The organism is Tissierella sp. MB52-C2, from assembly GCF_030931715.1.
In the GTDB taxonomy this organism is placed as follows: domain Bacteria; phylum Bacillota; class Clostridia; order Tissierellales; family Tissierellaceae; genus Tissierella.
The window spans coordinates 341,800-360,131 of record NZ_CP133261.1 but is presented as its reverse complement, the minus strand read 5'-3'; the positions used below and the strand labels follow the sequence as shown (position 1 = coordinate 360,131).

Below are 18,332 nucleotides of genomic sequence, written 5' to 3'. Positions count from 1 at the left end.
TCTATCTACTAATATTTATGAATAAAAAAAGACTTTTATTACAAAGTCTTTTTTTATTCTATATTCTTATATAGCCCTAAGGCATTGTCTTTTCTTACATTATCTGATATGTCTAATACTTCTAAATTCATAGGATTATTGCCGAAGTTAATCTGAACCCTATCTCCTACCTTAACTTCATCTCCTGGCTTAGCAATCTTACCATTTATAGACACTTTACCTTGCTCACAGGCCTCCTTAGCAATAGTTCGTCTTTTTATTATTCTAGCGTTCTTTAAAAACTTATCAATTCTCATAAAATCACTCCTACAAAAAAATCAGGTCCAAGACCTGATTTTTTCATTTATTTATTTACTATTTCTTTTAAAGCCTTTCCAGCTTTGAATACTGGAGCTTTAGATGCTGCTATTTTAATTATCTCTTCTGGGTTTCTTGGATTTCTACCTTCTCTAGCTTTTCTTTCTCTTACTTCAAATGTACCGAAACCAACAAGTTGAACTTTATCTCCACCTGCTAATGTTTCTTCTACTGTCTTCATAAATGCATTTAGTGCACTTTCTGCATCCTTTTTAGTTAAATTACTTTTCTCTGCTATACTTGATACTAATTCAGCTTTGTTCATAATTAATTCCTCCTCGTAGTTTTATTATTTAAATAATAATTCTTTGCAAATTTAAAACCATTCTTTATATTATATAATTATTAGCATTTTAATGGATTTTATGTATTTTTGCAGCATTCCATAAGCTATCCATTTCATCTAAATTTGCATCTTCAATATTTTTACCTGCTTCTTTTAATCTTTCTTCTATAAATTCAAATCTTTTAATAAACTTATTTATAGTTCGATTTAAAGCTATTTCTGGATTTACATTTAAAAATCTTGAAAGATTAACTACAGCAAAAATAAGGTCTCCTAATTCTTCCTCTGTTTTTTCGCCACCACCTCCGAATTGTTCCATAGCTTCTATTACTTCCTTATACTCTTCCATTACCTTATCTAAGGGTCCTTTTATATCTTCCCAATCAAATCCAACTTCTGCTGCCTTTTCTTGAATTTTAAAACTGGTCATTAAGGCCGGTAGTTTAGGTATGTTTCTAAGTTTGTCAGTAAAGTTATGAATGTCTCTCTTGGCATACTTTAGCATATTCCAATTATATACTACTTCTTGGCTATTTTCCACACTTTTTTCTACAAAAACATGAGGATGTCTATAAATTAATTTCTGAGCAAGGGTTGATGTTATATCATATAGATTAAACTCCCCTTCTTCAAAGGCAATTTCTCCATGAAAGATGATTTGAAGTAATAAGTCACCTAATTCTTCCATAAGACCATCCATATCCTTTTTATCAATGGCATCAACTACTTCATAGGCTTCTTCAATCAAACATTGACGCATACTTTCATGGGTCTGCTCCATATCCCAAGGGCAACCATTTTCAGATCTCAATATTTTTATTATACCTAATAAATCGTTGAAGTCAAATACTTTCTTATCTATCTTTGCCATTTCTGGAACATATATACTAGTTAATGGTCCTATTTCTTCTACTCTATCTAATTCATAAATAGGTATAAAGTACTTTTTTTCATCTTCTTTTATTCCAGCACTATGAATTAAATACACCTTGTATTCATCACCATAGATTTCAGATAATATAAGTTTGATTTCAGATAATATCCTATGATTATATACTTGAGTAATTATAGTATCTGAATTTATATCCACCATTAAGCTATTAAATTCTGCACCATCTACGATTTTTAACCCATTTATTGGGTCTCTACCCACTAATTCTATCATAGGCTCTATAAAACTCATACCAGATATTATTTCTATATCTATATCCTTATTAATTAAAATCTCCACAGTTTTCTCAGCTACTAAAGGGTTTCCAGGTACAAAATAATTTATCTGAGGATGATTTTTAGATTCTTCTATTAAATCTAGAGCTATTTTTTCATAAACTTCATCAAATTCTTCTCCCTTATCATATAAGAAGTCATAAGACTTATAGGGTATATTCTTATTTTCAAAGTATTTCACAGTAGGATGATTTTCAGTCCTTAAGAAATTTTTATCTCCTGCGTTTATTCTATCTACAGCTCCTAATGTAAGAGCATCAATACTTCCAGGACCTAATCCTATTATATATATCTTTCCCATAATATTTCTCCTTTGTATACATAACTATTTAAGTAATTTAAATTTACTTAATTTCTTACCTATTTTATCTCCTTTAGGTAATAAATTAAAGTCCTCCTCAGTAATAGTTCCTGTTATAATTAAAAATATTCCATATACAACGACTCCAACTAATATTGCAACTATTGTAGCTAACTTTTCTCCTATTATATCCATTAAAAATAAATAAGAGAGAAATGCAGCGATGGCCATTGATAATGATGAAATAAAAGGTTTAACAAATATATCTTTAAAGTTTAACTTCACCTTAGCTAAAGATATTACACTTATTAAATCTAAAATCGCTGCAATACCAAAGGCTGCCACAGTTGAAATGGCTGCGCCATAAATATTTATACTTGGTATAGCGGTTAAAATATATGAAAGTATTACTTTAACTATGGCTCCTATAAATAAGTTTATAGCTGGAACTATGGGCTTACCTAAACCTTGAAGTATGGAAGACAAGATTTGAACTAAAGTTAAAAATATTACACCAAAAGATAAAACTGACAGTAGATTCCCTATATTAGTTATGGTTTCTAAATCATTTTTATAATATAATAATCCAATTATTGGTCTTGCCAATACAAATAAACCAAATGCGCAAGGTAATCCAATTAATAGTGTCATTCTAATACCTGAAGAAGAAATAGTTTCTACTTCTTTCTTTTTCCTTCTTGCATTGGCATCTGAAATAACTGGCACTAGACTCATGGCAATTGCCAAGGAGAAAACTTGAGGTAGGTTAATTACCGTTTGAGCCATTCCTTTTAGATTACCATATAGGGCATTGGCCTCTGATTCTAAATATCCTATGGATTGCAGTCTCTTTAATACAATTGCTACATCTATGGTGTCCATTATTGGAACAATGGCTGAACCTAATGTAATGGGGATTGCTATTATAAGAAGATCTTTTATAATAGTTCCTATTCCATACTCTTCTGTATAAATGCTACTTTCTAATTCTTTTTTAGCTTCTTTTCTACCATAAAAGTAAATGAAAATCATAGTTAAGGTTGCCATTATAGCACCTATGGAGCCACCAAGGGAAGCACCTCCTGCTGCCATGGGAATTCCTTTATCTAATAAAAGATATGTTAGTAACAGCCCTGACCCTACTCTAAAAAGTTGTTCCATTATTTGAGATAATGCAGTTGGGGTCATCAACTGACGTCCTTGAAAATATCCTCTAAAGGCAGACATAATAGGTACAACAAATAACGCTGGTACTAATGCAACTAAAGCATAGTAGGCATTACTATTACCCATTCTCTCTACCATACTATCTGCAGTTAAAAATAAGAATAAAGATGTAAGTAATCCACCTATGGAAAGTCCCATTAGTGCAACTTTAAAAACTCGCTCTGCACCTTTAAAATCCTTCACTGCCCTTTTCTCCGATACAAGCTTGGCTATTGCTACAGGAAAGCCTGCCGTAGATATAGAAAGTAATAGGGTGTACAAAGGATATGCTGTGGAATAATATCCCATACCTTCAGATTGTATTATATTGGATAAGGGTATTCTATATATTGCCCCTAAAATTTTTGTTATTATTCCAGCTATACTTAAAATAGCTGCACCCTTTAGAAAGTTATTATTTTTATCCATTAATTTTCCCCCTATAACATAATCTTTTATATTATATCACTTAATTTAGTAAAATAATACAAATAAAAGATAAAACCTACCCAAGATGGGTAGGTTGCTAGTTCTCCATTTGCTTAGATAGAAACCCTGCTGCTGTTTCCGTTAACTTTACTTCTAATTCACCCATAACGGCATTTGGTTCTTTTGATATAAGTATAACTGAACCTATTGGATCTCCTTGCATAATTATAGGTGCAATAACTTGAGCAGAATACTTATCTAAATTAGGATCCTCATATGTTATTTTCATTGGATCATTATCACCACTAGTTGCATAAGTGCTTCTACTTTCCGTTAACTTTTCTAATTCAGGGCTAATTCTTTTTTCTAAGTATTCTCTCTTAGAACCACCAGATATTGCTATTATATAATCTCTATCTGAAATTAAAGCCGTATGGTTCGTACTTTCATGTAGAGAGTCACAATACTCTTGAGCAAATTCGTTTAATTCTCCTATAGGTGAATATTTTTTAAGTATTACTTGCCCTTCTCTATCGGTAAATATTTCTAATGGATCACCTTCTCTAATTCGAAGTGTCCTTCTAATTTCCTTTGGAATTACAACCCTGCCTAGTTCATCTATTCTTCTAACGATTCCTGTGGCCTTCATTATTTTCCTCCTTAAACAATAATTGTGTAGTAGAATTATTATTTAACTAAAAGGAATTTTTTATGCATCTTTGTTACTTTATGTTAAAGTGTTTACATTAAATACTTTAACTCTTGTTAAAAACATAGGCCTAACATAACTGTTAGACCTTTGATTTTACATAGTTTGATTACTTCTTCTTTGAATCCTTTGAATCTAAATATACTTTAACCTTAGCACTACTTCTTAAATCTTGAACAGATTTTAAGTATTTCTGTTCCTTCAATAACTTCATTATATCATCCTTTAAAGTTTCAAAGGTATCTTTTCTATCTTCAAGATAGATTATATGATAACCTACTTCAGTTTTAACTAAATCACTAATTTCTCCAACCTTTAAATTAAAAGCTACTTCTTCAAATTCTGATATCATACTTCCCTTAGTAAAATAACCTAAATCTCCCCCATTTACTGCTGAAGCCTTATCTATAGATAAATCCTTTGCCAGTACATCAAATTTTTCACCTGCATTTAATCTCTCTAAGATTTTTTTACCTTCTTCTTCAGTCTTAACTAAAATATGACTTGCTTTTATTACAACTAAATCATCTTTGTTAGCATTAAAGTATTTTTGTGCCTCTTTTTCACTTATATTAGTTTCGGCCATAAATGTTTCTCTATGCTTATTAAATAATATCTCTTTTCTTAGGTTTTCTTTGAAAAACTCCTTTGATATTTTATTATTGTCTAAAAATTCATCAAACTTTTCTTGTCCACCCATCATAGTAGTATAGTTTAACATTTGTTCTTCTATTTCTTCATCTGTTACACTTATGTCCATTTTAGTAGCTTCTTTTGCTACTAATTTTTCCATAATTAGTTTCTGAACTATTTCATTTTTAAGATTTTCCTCTAATGTCTTACCATCTTCTCCTACTTCTGACATTGCTCCTTCTCCAAGTCTTTGCTCATATATTTTCTTATATACTTCAAAATCACTTTCAAATTCCTCAATTGTTATACCTTCACCATCGACTTTGGCAACAAGGCCTTCCTTTCCCTTAGTACATCCACTTATGGCAAAGATCATTGCCACCAATAGTCCTATGGCTAAGAATTTTCTATAATTTATTCTTTTCAATAATAACATCCTTTCTTAGCTATTTATTAATATGTCCATTATATATTATTTTCCTTATGATTAAAACCGTTAATTTTTTCAACTAAGGATTTCAACTCATCTAATACATTAGATCTTATCTTATAATTGAAAGATGGTTCTTGAGATAAGTTAAATGATAGCCTTTTTCCATATTCAGTAGATAAATAATGGAGTAATTCCACTGATATTTTATCTGTATCATTAAACTCTAATCGAACTTCTTTATTTAATTGAGTCATATTTTTAATATTATTTCTACTACCTAAATATCTAATATAAGAAATATCCATTAGGTTCTCCACTTCTTTAGGTAAATCTCCAAACCTATCAATTAATTCATCTAATAATTCTCTATAATCATCCATATTAGCAATTGAAGCAATCTTTTTATATACTTCTATTTTTTGTTCTTCATCTTCTATATATCTTGCCTTAATATATCCATCTACTTTAATGTCTACTGTAGTATCTATGCTTTCTTCTACTTCTTCACCCTTTAATCTCCTAATGGCTTCACTTAAAAATTTTACATATAGGTCATATCCTATGGCCTCAATCTGTCCATGTTGTTCTACTCCCAATAAATTACCTGCTCCTCTTATTTCTAAGTCTCTCATGGCTATTTTAAACCCTGAACCAAATTCTGTAAACTCCTTTATAGCTCTAAGTCTTTTTTCCGCAACTTCTGATAAAACTTTATTGGTTTCATAAGTAAAATATCCATAGGCAATTCTATTGGATCTTCCTACTCTTCCTCTTAGCTGATATAACTGAGAAAGTCCCATTTTATCTGCATCATGGATTATTATAGTATTTACATTTGGAATATCTAATCCTGTTTCAATAATAGTTGTACATACTAGAACATCTACTTCATTTTCTAAAAAGCTCACCATTACCTTTTCTAATTCTCTTTCTGACATTTGCCCATGTCCTATGGCAAAAGTTGCTTCAGGTACTAATTTCCTTAGAAGTGAAGCCACCTTATCTATGGTTTCAACTCTATTATATAGAAAATATACCTGCCCACCTCTGCTAATTTCTTTTAAAATAGCATCTCTAATCATTTGCTCATTAAATTCAACTACATATGTCTGTATAGGATACCTTTCCTCAGGAGGATCTTCAATGATAGACATATCTCTAATACCTGACAGAGACATATGTAATGTCCTAGGTATAGGCGTAGCTGTAAGAGTTAGTACATCTATAGTTTCTTTGAATTTCTTTAGAGCTTCCTTATGTTTTACGCCAAATCTTTGCTCCTCGTCTATAATCAACAGACCTAAATCATCGAAGGAAACATCTTTAGATAGTAGTCTATGGGTTCCTACTACTATATCTATGACACCAGTTCTAATATTATCTATGGCAAGCTTTTGCTGAGTCTTAGTTCTAAATCTGCTTAGCATATCGACTTTAATAGGAAAGCCTTCAAACCTTTCTACTATGGTATTATAATGTTGCTGTGCTAAAATCGTAGTAGGAACTAAAATGGCAACTTGCTTACCATCCATTATGGCTTTAAATGCTGCCCTTAAAGCAACCTCTGTTTTCCCATATCCCACATCTCCACAAAGAAGTCTATCCATAGGTCTAGGTTTTTCCATATCTTCTTTAATTTCTAAAATACTTCTCGATTGACCTTCTGTTTCTTCATATGGGAATAAATCTTCAAACTCCCTTTGCCAATTTCCATCTCCAGAAAATGCAAATCCTTTATAGGTTTCTCGCTTTGCATATAGTTCAAGTAAATCCTGAGCCATATCCTCTACTGCTTTTCTAGCCTTTTCTTTAGTTCTAGCCCATTCTGCACTAGATAATTTGTTTATCTTTGGTTTTATACTATCTGCACCAATATATTTTTGGATTAAATGCATTTGATCTATAGGTACATATAATTTATCTTCTCCCCTATATCTTATGGTCATATAATCCTTTTTAATTCCTTGGATATTTAACTGCTCTACACCTTCATATCGTCCAATTCCATGGTTTTCATGTACTACATAGTCACCTACATTTAAGTCAGAAAAACTAATCTGTTTACTATCCTTCTTTTTTATTCTTTTAGATTTTTTCTTTCCAGCTCCAAATATTTCTTTATCACTTATTACTACAAGTTTTAAAAGAGGGTATTCAAATCCTCCACCAATACTACCTGGAGTAATAAATACTTGAGAAGACTTAATCTCTGTATTTCTATCTGTTAAGAAGTTAGACTCTATATTCATCTCCATTAAAGTTTCATGAAGCCTTCTTCCCCTTTCTTCTGTTCCAGAAAGTATTATGACTTTGTAGCCTCTATATTTAAAGTGATTAATATCTTCTTTTAAAATTTCCATTTTATTATGATAAAACTGGGTACCTTTGATAGAAAAATCGTGAATGGATTTTGGATTTAAACTGTTACTCCCACTTAATAACGCACTATTTGTAACACATATCTTTTCTTTTATTTCTTCTAAAACATCTATATAATCGTATAACATATTGGAATGAGAAGGTAAAAGTTGTCCTATTTCATAAAGATCTGTAAACTTTAACCTAAAATCCTCCTCAATAGATTTTATACTTTCTTCTATTCTCTTAGGTTCGTCTATATAAATTAATGCATCTTCTTTTAAATATTCTATTATAGAGGATAGATTTTCCTTGGGTATATAAGGTATTATCATTTCCCTATTGGAGATAAATAATTTCTCCTTCAAGTTCTCTTTATACCTGTTAAACTTATTTTCTAGATTTTCCTTTTCTATCTTATTGCCCCTTGATCTAGATAATGCATTATTTAAATCCTTATCTAAACTTTCAATCATCTTCTCTCTATAATCTTCTAAAATTAATGTCTCTTTTACTGGTGATATAAAAGTATAATCCATTATATCTAAGGATCTTTGATTTATAATATCAAAAGTTCTTATGGAATCAATCTCATCATCAAATAATTCAATCCTAATTGGGTTTGCACTATAGGGAGGAAAAAAGTCTATAATTCCACCTCTAAGGCTGAATTGTCCTGCACCTTCTACCATATTAACCCTTTCGTATCCCCCATGTATAAGCAGATCTATTAACTTATTTAAATCTACCTCATCTCCAACTCTTAGATCCTTTGAATAAGCTTTAAATATATCTTTAGACATGAGTTTATGGAGTATTGCTTCTATTGAAGTAACGATAAGTAAATCTTCTCCCTCCATAAGTCTTGAAACAATTCCTATTCTTTCATTATTTCTTTCGTGGCTAAATGCATCTATTTCATAGAAAACTAGTTCTCTTTTTGGTAATAAAACCACATTGTTATTCCCTAAATTCTTTATATCCTCATATATTTTCTTACTTTTTACTTCATTATAGGTAATTAATAATATCTGTTTTTTGGTATGTTCCTTTAAGGCATAGACAATATGTCCTATGCTTTCATCGATAATACCATAAGTAGCTATAGGACTAATTTTATTTTCTATATCTAGTTTTAATTTATTATATGAGTCTAAATTATTTAAGGGATCTATTAAAAAGTTCACCATTTCTTCACCTCTTAGGTAAACATCTTAAGCCCAGGTTTATTCCTGGGCCTTGTTTACCTTATTAAATTTGTTCATTGCATCTTCTATACCATCTTTTATAATAGACTCTACTGATTCTGCTCCAGTTAAAATAGATTCTTCCATTATCTTTCTTTCGTCTTTAGAAAATCTACTTAATACAAAATCTGCTAGGTCTTGATTCTCTCGTTTTTTTCCAATTCCTATTTTTATCCTAGGGAAGTTATCTTTTTGTAGGTGATATATTATGGATTTTAATCCATTATGGGAACCAGCACTTCCCTTTCGTTTTATTCTAACTGCACTGAAATCAATATCAATATCATCTACTATAACAATGATGTTTTCTGGTTCAATCTTATAAAAATTAGATATTTCTCTAACAGTAATTCCACTATTGTTCATATATGTTTGTGGTTTTACCAGTAGAACCTTAGAACCTCCTATATTACCTTCTCCATATACAGATTTAAATTTAATCTTATTTATATTAATATTATTTCTTTCCGCCAATAAATCTATTGTATCAAATCCTACATTGTGCCTTGTATTTGTATAATCCTTTCCCGGATTACCAAGTCCTACTACAACAAACAAAGAATCATCTCCTGTTATTCTATTCAAATAATTTACTTACAGATTCATTATCATGAATTCTTCTTATGGCCTCAGCAAATAATGGAGCAACAGATACTATTTCTATTTTATCTATTTTCTTGTCTTCTGACAGAGGTATTGTATCTGTAATAATAAATTTCTCTAATTCTGAGTCTCTTATTCTCTCTATTGCTGGTCCTGACAATACTCCATGGGTAGCACAGCCATAAACTTTCTTAGCACCAAAGTTTTTAAGAACTGATGCCGCTTTAGCTATGGTTCCTGCTGTATCTATAATATCATCTACTATTATTACATTTTTTCCATTAATATCTCCTATAACATTCATTACTTCGGAAACATTTGCTTTGGGTCTTCTTTTTTCAATAATAGCTATAGGTAAATCTAAATGGTTAGCAAAAGCTCTTGCCCTAGTTACTCCACCTAGATCTGGAGAAACTATAACTGTTTCTTCTTCTATGAAGTCTTTGAAATATTCTGCCAATATAGTTCCACCTGAAAGATGGTCCACTGGAATATCAAAGTATCCTTGAATTTGTGCAGCATGTAAATCCATACTTATTACTCTATCTGCACCGGCAGTAGTAAATAGATTTGCTACTAATTTTGCTGTAATTGGCTCTCTAGCTTTAGTCTTTCTATCTTGTCTAGCATATCCATAATATGGAATTACAGCATTTACTCTGCCTGCTGATGCTCTTTTTACTGCATCTATAAGTATTAATGTTTCCATTAGATTATCATTTACAGGAGAACAAGTTGATTGTACTATAAATACGTCTATTCCTCTTACAGTTTCATCAATATTTACATTTATTTCGCCATCACTAAATTGACTAACATCGCAGGTACCTAAGGGGATGCCTAGCTCCTTACAAATTTTCTCTGCCAAACCTCTATTTGCATTACCTGAAAAAATCTTCATGCTGCCTCTAGTTAACTCCATTTACGTATTCCTCCTAAGTTTATTTATCTTTTTTTATATAGAACAGAATAGTTTTCTTTAATGCTTCATTAGAAGCTTTTCTTATAACCCTTCTTTTCTACCCAACCTTCTTTATTAACTTGTGCTGCCCTTGCTATAGATAATGCTCCTTCAGGAACTTCTTCTACTATTGTAGATCCTGCTGCTACATATCCCCAAGCCTCTACCTGTACAGGAGCTACTAGATTAGAGTTACTTCCAATAAAAGAATTATCTCCTACTGTGGTTCTAAACTTTTCTCTTCCATTATAGTTTACAAACACAACTCCACAACCTATATTTACATCATGCCCTACATCTGCATCTCCTATATATGCTAAATGCCCAGCCTTCGTATTATCCTTAATAGTTGAGTTTTTCACTTCAACAAAATTACCTATCTTAATATTTTTACCAATATTACTATTTGGTCTAAGATGGGCATAAGGACCTATCTGAGTATATTCGCCTACTTTACTATCTTCTATAGTTGAAGACTCAATGGTCACATTGGATTCAATTACACTATTTACAATTCTAGAATTATTCCTTATAATACAGTCTTCTCCTATTTCTGTATTTCCTTCTAAACTTACTCCGGGATAAATAATAGTGTCTCTGCCTATTTTTACAGTATCTTCAATATAGGTATTTGAAGGATCTATTATAGTTACACCATTAATCATATGATTTTCATTAATTCTATCTTTCATTATCTTTTCACTAAAGCTAAGTTGTACTCTAGAATTAACTCCATGGATTTCATTAGAATCTTCAGAAATGTATGCACCAACTTTATATCCTTCGTCTTTCAATATGCCTATAACATCAGTAATATAATATTCATTTTGAGCATTATTATTATTAATTTTGCTTAATGCATATTTTAAAAGTTTCCCATTGAAGCAATATATCCCTGAATTCATTTCCTTTATCTGTTTCTCTTCTTCAGTAGCATCTTTATGTTCTACAATTTTTAGTACTTCCTGGTTTTCTTCTCTTATTATTCTACCATATCCCGTAGCATCCTCTAATATGGTTGTAAGTATCGTAGCCTGAAATCCATTTTTATTATGATACTCCATAAGTTTACTTATGGTTTCTTTTGTAATTAGGGGTGTGTCTCCAGATAATATTGCCACTGTACTATTATCATCTATATGGTCTATTGCCTGCATTACAGCATAGCCAGTGCCATAAGGAGTGTCTTCTCCTATAGGCTGTGTTTTAAAAATTATAGATTCCTCTTTAAAATATTCCTTGACCATATCTCCGCCATGACCTACTATGACTATGTTTTTTTCAACATCTGCACCCTTACTGGCATTTATTACATATTCTAAAATAGATTTTCCGCAGACCTTATGTAATACCTTAGGCAGTTTTGATTTCATTCTAGTACCTTCACCAGCTGCCATTATAATAGAAATATTCATTTTTTTACACCTCGATTTTAATTATCTATCATTATTATTTTAACCCATTTAAAATATAAGTCTACAAAAAAATATAAATTTAATCTAATTTATATTTTTTTGTATAAAAAAAGAGCCTATGGCTCTTTTTATACTGTAGCTAATGATTTCTCATATTCTTCAAATATTGCTTCCTGAATTTTTTGTCTAGTATCAGCATTTATAGGATGTGCTATGTCTCTAAATTCACCATCCGCCATCTTTCTGCTTGGCATCGCAACAAAAAGTCCATTTTGTCCCTCGATTATTTTGATATCATGAACTACAAACTCTTCATCAAAAGTCACTGATACTATTGCTTTCATCTTTCCCTCTTCTGTTATTTTTCTTAATCTCACATCTGTAATTTTCATTTTGTATTTAGCCCCCTTTATTTAAGTCATAAAACTATTGAATATTCTCTATATTCTATAAAAGTTTCAAAACTCCTTCTTTTTTTTGAAAAAACTTTTATTTTTTTGATTTTTTATATGAAAATATCATATACTTTACATAATCTATTAAATTTTTGTTTAAATATCTAAGGTTTATGATATAATCTATCAGTGACAATTTAATAATATTAGAATAAAATAATATTAATATATAAGATGGTAATAATACATACATAAAGTATTTTAATTAGGAGGAAAGCTTATGTTCGATTTTCGCATAAATAATAAAGAATATTCAAAGGTTCATTTTATAGGAATAGGTGGCATCTCTATGAGTGGCCTAGCCGAAATTTTATTAAATGAAGGATATTCTGTAACTGGCTCGGATGCTAAAGATAGTCCAATAATTGAGAAACTTAGAAATATGGGAGCTCAAATCTATATAAATCATAGCGAGGATAATGTAGTTGGTGCAGATTTAATAATATATACTGATGCAATATCTAAAGATAATGAAGAGCTTATAAAAGCCTTAAGCCTTGGAGTACCTGTAGTTGACAGAGCTACTTTTTTAGGTGCTTTAATGCAAAACTATAAAAATTCCATTGCAGTATCTGGTACCCATGGTAAAACTACCACTACTAGCATGTTATCAACTATATTAAATCGCTCAACATTAAATCCTACTATCCTTTTAGGTGGAGAATTAGATGAAATTAATGGAAATGTAAGATTAGGGTCTGAGGAATTTATTCTTACAGAAGCCTGTGAATATAAAGGAAATATATTGAAATATTTTCCAACAATGGCAATTATATTAAATATTGATGCAGATCATTTAGATTACTTCAAAAATATGGATCATATTCTAGATACTTTCATTAAGTACGGTGAAAACCTTTCAAGTAATAGTAGATTATTGATAAATGCAGATGATATAAATTCTAAAAAAGTAATAGAAAGAACAAAGGCACAGGTAACTACCTTTGGTCTAAATGGTGACTGGCACTACACTGCAGAAAATATTAACTTTTCTTCAGAAGGCTATCCTTCTTATACCCTTAGAATTAAAGGAGAAGGGCTATATAATATTCAATTAAATGTAATGGGAATTCACAATGTATATAATTCTTTAGCTAGCATTGCCGTTGCACATATGCATGGAATTTCAATAGAGGAAGTTCAAAAAAACATTTCTTTTTATTCTGGAGTCCATAGAAGACTAGAACTAAAAGGCTATTTTAATGGTACAAAAATAATTGATGATTATGCCCATCATCCAACAGAAATTAAGGCATCATTAAATGCGATTAAAAATTCTACCAAAGGTAATATATATTGTGTATTTCAACCTCACACATTTACTAGAACAAAACTTTTATTAGATAGCTTTGCAGAATCATTTAAAGATGCAGATAAAGTTATAATTACAGATATTTATGCAGCTAGGGAAAAAGATAATGGACTCATTCATTCTAAGGATTTAGTAAATGCAATTATGGATAAAGGCTCAGATGCTATTTATTTGGGTTCCTTTGATGAAGTGGAAAATTATTTATTAGATAATGTTAAGGAAAATGACATTCTCCTGACTATGGGTGCAGGAAATGTATATATGATTGGTGATTCAATAATAGATCAAAATAAGGAAAAAGAAGCTGTTTAATCAAAATAGATTCAGTAATATAAAATAAACAGGTGAATTCACCTGTTTATTTTACGTTATATATTTTTTCCAGTAGCTTTGTAGTTTCCTTTTTATCATAAATAAAATAAGACAACGTTTTTTTACTTATTTTTCTAAATTCCGGTTTTCCAGGTAGTGTTGTCATCTCAAAATCTTCTTTTCCCATTCCTATAGCCTTTCTTCCATAGGATAAAGAGTCAACTAAATTTATATCTGTTTTAACGTGGTTAAATCCCTTTGTAATCACAGTAAGTAGGTTATCCGTCGCTTTGCCTATAAAGGAGCTCATAAATTCTTGTTGAGCCTTTATTCTCCCTAAATCTCCATCCATATATCCACCTTTGTTTTGATTACCTTTTCTAAATCTTAAAAATTCCAATGATTTTTTACCATCTAGTATTTGTTTTCCTGGGAGGATATTTATCTCTAGAGGAGGTTTTCCCGTAGGGTCTTTATATTTCATATGAAATGGTACATCCACCTCTACCCCGCCTAATCCATCAACTATTTTTTCTACCCCCTCATAATTAAGTATAACATAATGATGAATTGGCACATTATCTAAAATATAGGACGCAGTTTTTCTAACTCCTGCTATACCATGATCTCCATATATGCTATTTATCTTTCTTTGTTCTGCAGTATTATATCCCACTCTATGAATGTAAGTATCCCTTGGTATATTTACTAAATCAACTTTTTTAGTGTCAGGACAAAAAGAAGCAAAAATAATAGTATCTGTCCTCACATCTTCTAGCCCCATTACTAGAAAATTGATTCTATTGCTTTTTTCCAAGGCTTCTTTTAATGTGGAATAGATTTCTGGCTCCTTTGGTTTTGTTTCTAATTTTTCTACAATTCTTTTACTTAAGTCAAACTGCTCTTTTATTGGACTATCTATATTGGTCTCTAGTTTAATATCTTTTTCTTTTACATAAGAATAAGAACCAATAGATATTGCCAATAAAAAGCATATAAAAGATAGAATAAAAACCTTTGAAAAAGTTCTCATATAAAGCCACCTTTCTCATGTGGATTCTTACTAGTATATTGTAACCAAAAAAAATATTTTTAAATTATTAATTAAAAATTTGCAATATAAAAGACTCTTATTTAAATAAGAGTCTTTTATATTGCAAATTTTAATATTCAAAGAAACCTTTTTTAGTTTTTCTACCCAATAAGCCACCTCTAACCATTTTTCTAAGTAATGGATGTGCTCTGTATTTAGGATCTCCAAATTCCTCATATAAAACGTCCATTATAGCCAAGCAAACATCTAGACCTACTAAATCAGCAAGTGCTAAAGGTCCCATTGGATGATTTGCACCTAGTTTCATAGCTTCATCTATATCTTCTGCAGAAGCCACTCCATCTGCTAAGATTCCTACTGCTTCATTTATCATAGGAATCAGTATTCTATTTACTACAAAGCCTGGTGCTTCTTCTACTTCTACTGGAGTCTTTCCTAGTTCTTTAGATAATTCTATAATTTTATTTTTTGTTTCTTCAGAAGTAGCGATTCCTTTTATAACTTCGACTAATTTCATCATCGGAACTGGATTAAAAAAATGCATTCCTATAATTTTCTCTGGTCTATTGGTAGATTTTGCAATTTCAGTAATAGATAATGATGATGTATTTGTAGCAAGAATTGCTTCTTCTTTACATAATACATCTAGTTTTGCAAATATCTCTTTTTTAAGCTCCATATCTTCAGATATAGCCTCAATGACTAAATCACAATCCTTTAAATCCTCATAGGAAGTAGTTATGGAGATATTGTTTAATGTATTATCCATACTTTCTTTTGTAATTTTTTCCTTTTCTACCAGTCTATTTAATCCCTTCTCTATAGATTTAATACTTCCCCTTGGGTTTTCTTCATCAATAGATCTAACCCACATAGTAACATTATAATCTTTCTGAGCAAAAATTTGTACAATACCACAAGCCATAGTTCCCCTACCTAAAATACCTACTTTTTTCATAAGGCACCTCCAAATTATTTTAATTTATAATTAGGTATACGTTTTTCTAAAAAAGCCTTCATTCCTTCTTTTTGGTCTTCTGTTGAAAAACATAAACCAAATAAATCTTTTTCTATGACCATTCCAGTATCTAAATCTGTTTCTATTCCTCTATTTATTGAAGCTTTAGCATATCTTACGGCTAACTGTCCCTTAGATACGATTTTATTTGCCATTTCCATGGCTAAATTCATCAGTTCTTCTGCTGATACTACTTTATTGACTAATCCAATTCTATGAGCTTCCTCTGCATCAATTATATCGCAAGTAAATATAAGTTCCTTTGCTCTACCTAATCCTACTAATCTAGCTAACCTTTGAGTTCCAGCAAATCCTGGAATAATACCTAGCCCAACTTCTGGTTGTCCAAACTTGGCTTTTTCCGAAGCTATTCTTATGTCACAGCACATAGCAAGTTCACATCCACCACCTAAGGCAAAACCATTTATTGCAGCAATTACTGGTTTTTCCATTAATTCTATTCGCCTAAATATGGATAATCCTTTTTCTGCAAATCCTCTAGCTTCTATTGAGTTCATATCTTTCATTTCTCCTATATCTGCCCCAGCTACAAAAGCCCTTCCTTCTCCAGTCAATATAAGGATATGAATATCGTCATCATTATTAATCATATCAATTGCCTCATTTAATTCTTCCAATACTGCTCCGTTTAAGGCATTCAATGCACTTGGTCTATTAATTGATAAAACTCCAATATTTTTCTCTTTCCTAAACAATAAATTATCCCAATTCAAAAAAATCCCCCCTAGTCAATCAATAGTTTAATTGTTAATATTATATCAAACCTTTTTTTGTAAATCAACTACATATTATGTATATTATACCATTACTAATTTTATTAAGGTAGCCTTAAATAACAATAGACTGAATATTAGCTATTCAGTCTATTTATTCGATTACTTCCATAAGTACTAGGGCGAAATCATCTTGTTGTTCTCCCCAGCTATAGGTTATAATCTTATTATTTATTTCATTTAAAATATCGTCTTTATGATTTTTAATCATATTAATTACACTTTCTGTACCAAATTCTCGTCCAGCCTTATCCTTGGCTTCAGTTATCCCATCTGTATAAAATAATATTTTATCACCTTTTTTTAATTGAATAGTTTCTTCATCATATATAATTTCATCAAATAGTAAAACCATAGGATATCCTTTTACTTCTAACATTTCCATACCATCATTGTTGTATTTAATCGGTATGCAATTATGCCCTGCATTTGCATATTTAAATTCATAGGTACTCTTATTAAAAACACCATAAAACATGGTAAAATATTTATCTACTTCTAAATTTAAAGCGCTAAATCTCTTATATAATTCAGACAATGTAGCTGATGGGTCTAAATGATCATCCTTTATAGATCTCATAGTTTGCCTAATAAACATAGTCATCATAGCTGCTGCAATACCATGGCCAGATACGTCCGATATATATATCCCTATATTTTCATCATCAATATGAAATACATCAAACATATCACCACTTAACATCTCTGAAGGCTTATATATATAGTTAATAAAAATATTTCCTAATGCCTCTTTATTAGGCAGGATTTTCTCTTGGATTCTTTTAGCAAAACCAAGATCCTTACTCATCTTTTTATTTTTATCGATTAACTCTAACTCTAATTTTCTTTCCCTTGTCACATCTCTAAATACTTCTACTGCCGCAAAGACTTCTCCATCTGAATTAGTAACAGGAGATGATTTCACTGAAAAATATCTTCCATTAATTTGTTCTTCTTTTTGTACAGTTTCACCAGTATTTATACTTCTTTTTGTAATACAGAAAGTGCAAGGAGTGGTCTTACAATGACTTCTATAACATTTCATGCCAATAATATTATCTCCTAAAGATTCTTTCATTGTTCTATTGGCATATATAATAGTTCCATCATTATCTACTACTCGGACCCAGTCTGCCATACCTTCTAATACATGATAGTTTAGCATACCATATTCTTCTATCTTCTTTTCTACAGGACTCAACTCTTCTTTTCTTAGCATGCT

At 30.6% G+C, this 18,332-nt stretch carries 16 protein-coding genes; 1 reads left to right on the top strand and 15 read right to left on the bottom strand.

Features of this window, described 5'->3' with window-relative positions; all coding sequences use genetic code 11:
* Positions 1-53: 53 nt before the first annotated feature.
* The 11 genes from RBU61_RS01730 to spoVG form a co-directional block, all read right to left on the bottom strand.
* Positions 54-296, bottom strand: a complete 243-nt coding sequence (locus RBU61_RS01730; protein WP_308877769.1) for an RNA-binding S4 domain-containing protein — start codon at positions 294-296, stop codon at positions 54-56.
* Between the two features lie 47 nt (positions 297-343).
* Positions 344-622: an HU family DNA-binding protein gene (locus tag RBU61_RS01725; protein ID WP_308877767.1), complete on the bottom strand. Its 279-nt coding sequence runs from the start codon at positions 620-622 to the stop codon at positions 344-346.
* A gap of 88 nt (positions 623-710) precedes the next feature.
* Positions 711-2,171 carry a nucleoside triphosphate pyrophosphohydrolase gene (gene mazG, locus RBU61_RS01720; protein ID WP_308877765.1) on the bottom strand — a complete coding sequence of 487 codons (1,461 nt, stop codon included), beginning with the start codon at positions 2,169-2,171 and terminating at the stop codon, positions 711-713.
* Between the two features lie 24 nt (positions 2,172-2,195).
* Entirely contained in the window at positions 2,196-3,806 is a 1,611-nt protein-coding gene (locus RBU61_RS01715; protein ID WP_308877763.1) for a polysaccharide biosynthesis protein, read from the bottom strand.
* 97 nt (positions 3,807-3,903) lie between these two features.
* Positions 3,904-4,455 (bottom strand): stage V sporulation protein T, encoded by a 552-nt coding sequence (gene spoVT, locus RBU61_RS01710; protein ID WP_308877762.1) that lies wholly within the window; start codon positions 4,453-4,455, stop codon positions 3,904-3,906.
* 169 nt (positions 4,456-4,624) lie between these two features.
* Complete coding sequence (locus RBU61_RS01705) at positions 4,625-5,575, bottom strand: peptidylprolyl isomerase (RefSeq protein ID WP_308877761.1); 951 nt, start codon at positions 5,573-5,575, stop codon at positions 4,625-4,627.
* Positions 5,576-5,613: 38 nt separating this feature from the next.
* Positions 5,614-9,129, bottom strand: a complete 3,516-nt coding sequence (gene mfd / locus RBU61_RS01700; protein ID WP_308877759.1) for a transcription-repair coupling factor — start codon at positions 9,127-9,129, stop codon at positions 5,614-5,616.
* Between the two features lie 36 nt (positions 9,130-9,165).
* Complete coding sequence (pth, locus tag RBU61_RS01695; protein ID WP_308877758.1) at positions 9,166-9,744, bottom strand: aminoacyl-tRNA hydrolase; 579 nt, start codon at positions 9,742-9,744, stop codon at positions 9,166-9,168.
* Between the two features lie 19 nt (positions 9,745-9,763).
* A complete protein-coding gene (locus RBU61_RS01690; protein WP_308877755.1) occupies positions 9,764-10,711 on the bottom strand; it encodes a ribose-phosphate pyrophosphokinase in 948 nt (315 codons plus the stop codon).
* A gap of 68 nt (positions 10,712-10,779) precedes the next feature.
* Positions 10,780-12,165: a bifunctional UDP-N-acetylglucosamine diphosphorylase/glucosamine-1-phosphate N-acetyltransferase GlmU gene (gene glmU / locus RBU61_RS01685; RefSeq protein ID WP_308877753.1), complete on the bottom strand. Its 1,386-nt coding sequence runs from the start codon at positions 12,163-12,165 to the stop codon at positions 10,780-10,782.
* A 128-nt stretch (positions 12,166-12,293) separates the two neighbouring features.
* Positions 12,294-12,557 (bottom strand): septation regulator SpoVG, encoded by a 264-nt coding sequence (gene spoVG / locus RBU61_RS01680; RefSeq protein WP_154439470.1) that lies wholly within the window; start codon positions 12,555-12,557, stop codon positions 12,294-12,296.
* 283 nt (positions 12,558-12,840) lie between these two features.
* On the opposite strand from spoVG, the gene murC reads away from it, so the two are divergent.
* Positions 12,841-14,244: a UDP-N-acetylmuramate--L-alanine ligase gene (gene murC, locus RBU61_RS01675; RefSeq protein WP_308877748.1), complete on the top strand. Its 1,404-nt coding sequence runs from the start codon at positions 12,841-12,843 to the stop codon at positions 14,242-14,244.
* Positions 14,245-14,290: 46 nt separating this feature from the next.
* On the opposite strand, the gene RBU61_RS01670 is transcribed toward murC, so the two are convergent.
* The 4 genes from RBU61_RS01670 to RBU61_RS01655 all read right to left on the bottom strand — a co-directional run bounded on the left by RBU61_RS01670 (position 14,291) and on the right by RBU61_RS01655 (position 18,329).
* Positions 14,291-15,277, bottom strand: coding sequence for an LCP family protein (locus RBU61_RS01670; protein ID WP_308877746.1), 987 nt, complete (start codon positions 15,275-15,277; stop codon positions 14,291-14,293).
* A gap of 130 nt (positions 15,278-15,407) precedes the next feature.
* Positions 15,408-16,256 carry a 3-hydroxybutyryl-CoA dehydrogenase gene (locus tag RBU61_RS01665; protein WP_308877744.1) on the bottom strand — a complete coding sequence of 283 codons (849 nt, stop codon included), beginning with the start codon at positions 16,254-16,256 and terminating at the stop codon, positions 15,408-15,410.
* 14 nt (positions 16,257-16,270) lie between these two features.
* Positions 16,271-17,050 carry a short-chain-enoyl-CoA hydratase gene (locus tag RBU61_RS01660; RefSeq protein ID WP_308877742.1) on the bottom strand — a complete coding sequence of 260 codons (780 nt, stop codon included), beginning with the start codon at positions 17,048-17,050 and terminating at the stop codon, positions 16,271-16,273.
* A 154-nt stretch (positions 17,051-17,204) separates the two neighbouring features.
* Complete coding sequence (locus RBU61_RS01655; protein WP_308877740.1) at positions 17,205-18,329, bottom strand: SpoIIE family protein phosphatase; 1,125 nt, start codon at positions 18,327-18,329, stop codon at positions 17,205-17,207.
* Between the last annotated feature and the right edge of the window lie 3 nt (positions 18,330-18,332).

What these genes read in the sequence shown, in the direction of transcription:
- RBU61_RS01730 (WP_308877769.1), bottom strand. Translation starts at nt 296, where the DNA reads ATGAGAATTGATAAGTTTTTAAAGAACGCTAGAATAATAAAAAGACGA.
- RBU61_RS01725 (WP_308877767.1), bottom strand. Translation starts at nt 622, where the DNA reads ATGAACAAAGCTGAATTAGTATCAAGTATAGCAGAGAAAAGTAATTTA.
- mazG (WP_308877765.1), bottom strand. Translation starts at nt 2,171, where the DNA reads ATGGGAAAGATATATATAATAGGATTAGGTCCTGGAAGTATTGATGCT.
- RBU61_RS01715 (WP_308877763.1), bottom strand. Translation starts at nt 3,806, where the DNA reads ATGGATAAAAATAATAACTTTCTAAAGGGTGCAGCTATTTTAAGTATA.
- spoVT (WP_308877762.1), bottom strand. Translation starts at nt 4,455, where the DNA reads ATGAAGGCCACAGGAATCGTTAGAAGAATAGATGAACTAGGCAGGGTT.
- mfd (WP_308877759.1), bottom strand. Translation starts at nt 9,129, where the DNA reads ATGGTGAACTTTTTAATAGATCCCTTAAATAATTTAGACTCATATAAT.
- RBU61_RS01690 (WP_308877755.1), bottom strand. Translation starts at nt 10,711, where the DNA reads ATGGAGTTAACTAGAGGCAGCATGAAGATTTTTTCAGGTAATGCAAAT.
- glmU (WP_308877753.1), bottom strand. Translation starts at nt 12,165, where the DNA reads ATGAATATTTCTATTATAATGGCAGCTGGTGAAGGTACTAGAATGAAA.
- spoVG (WP_154439470.1), bottom strand. Translation starts at nt 12,557, where the DNA reads ATGAAAATTACAGATGTGAGATTAAGAAAAATAACAGAAGAGGGAAAG.
- murC (WP_308877748.1), top strand. Translation starts at nt 12,841, where the DNA reads ATGTTCGATTTTCGCATAAATAATAAAGAATATTCAAAGGTTCATTTT.
- RBU61_RS01670 (WP_308877746.1), bottom strand. Translation starts at nt 15,277, where the DNA reads ATGAGAACTTTTTCAAAGGTTTTTATTCTATCTTTTATATGCTTTTTA.
- RBU61_RS01665 (WP_308877744.1), bottom strand. Translation starts at nt 16,256, where the DNA reads ATGAAAAAAGTAGGTATTTTAGGTAGGGGAACTATGGCTTGTGGTATT.
- RBU61_RS01655 (WP_308877740.1), bottom strand. Translation starts at nt 18,329, where the DNA reads ATGCTAAGAAAAGAAGAGTTGAGTCCTGTAGAAAAGAAGATAGAAGAA.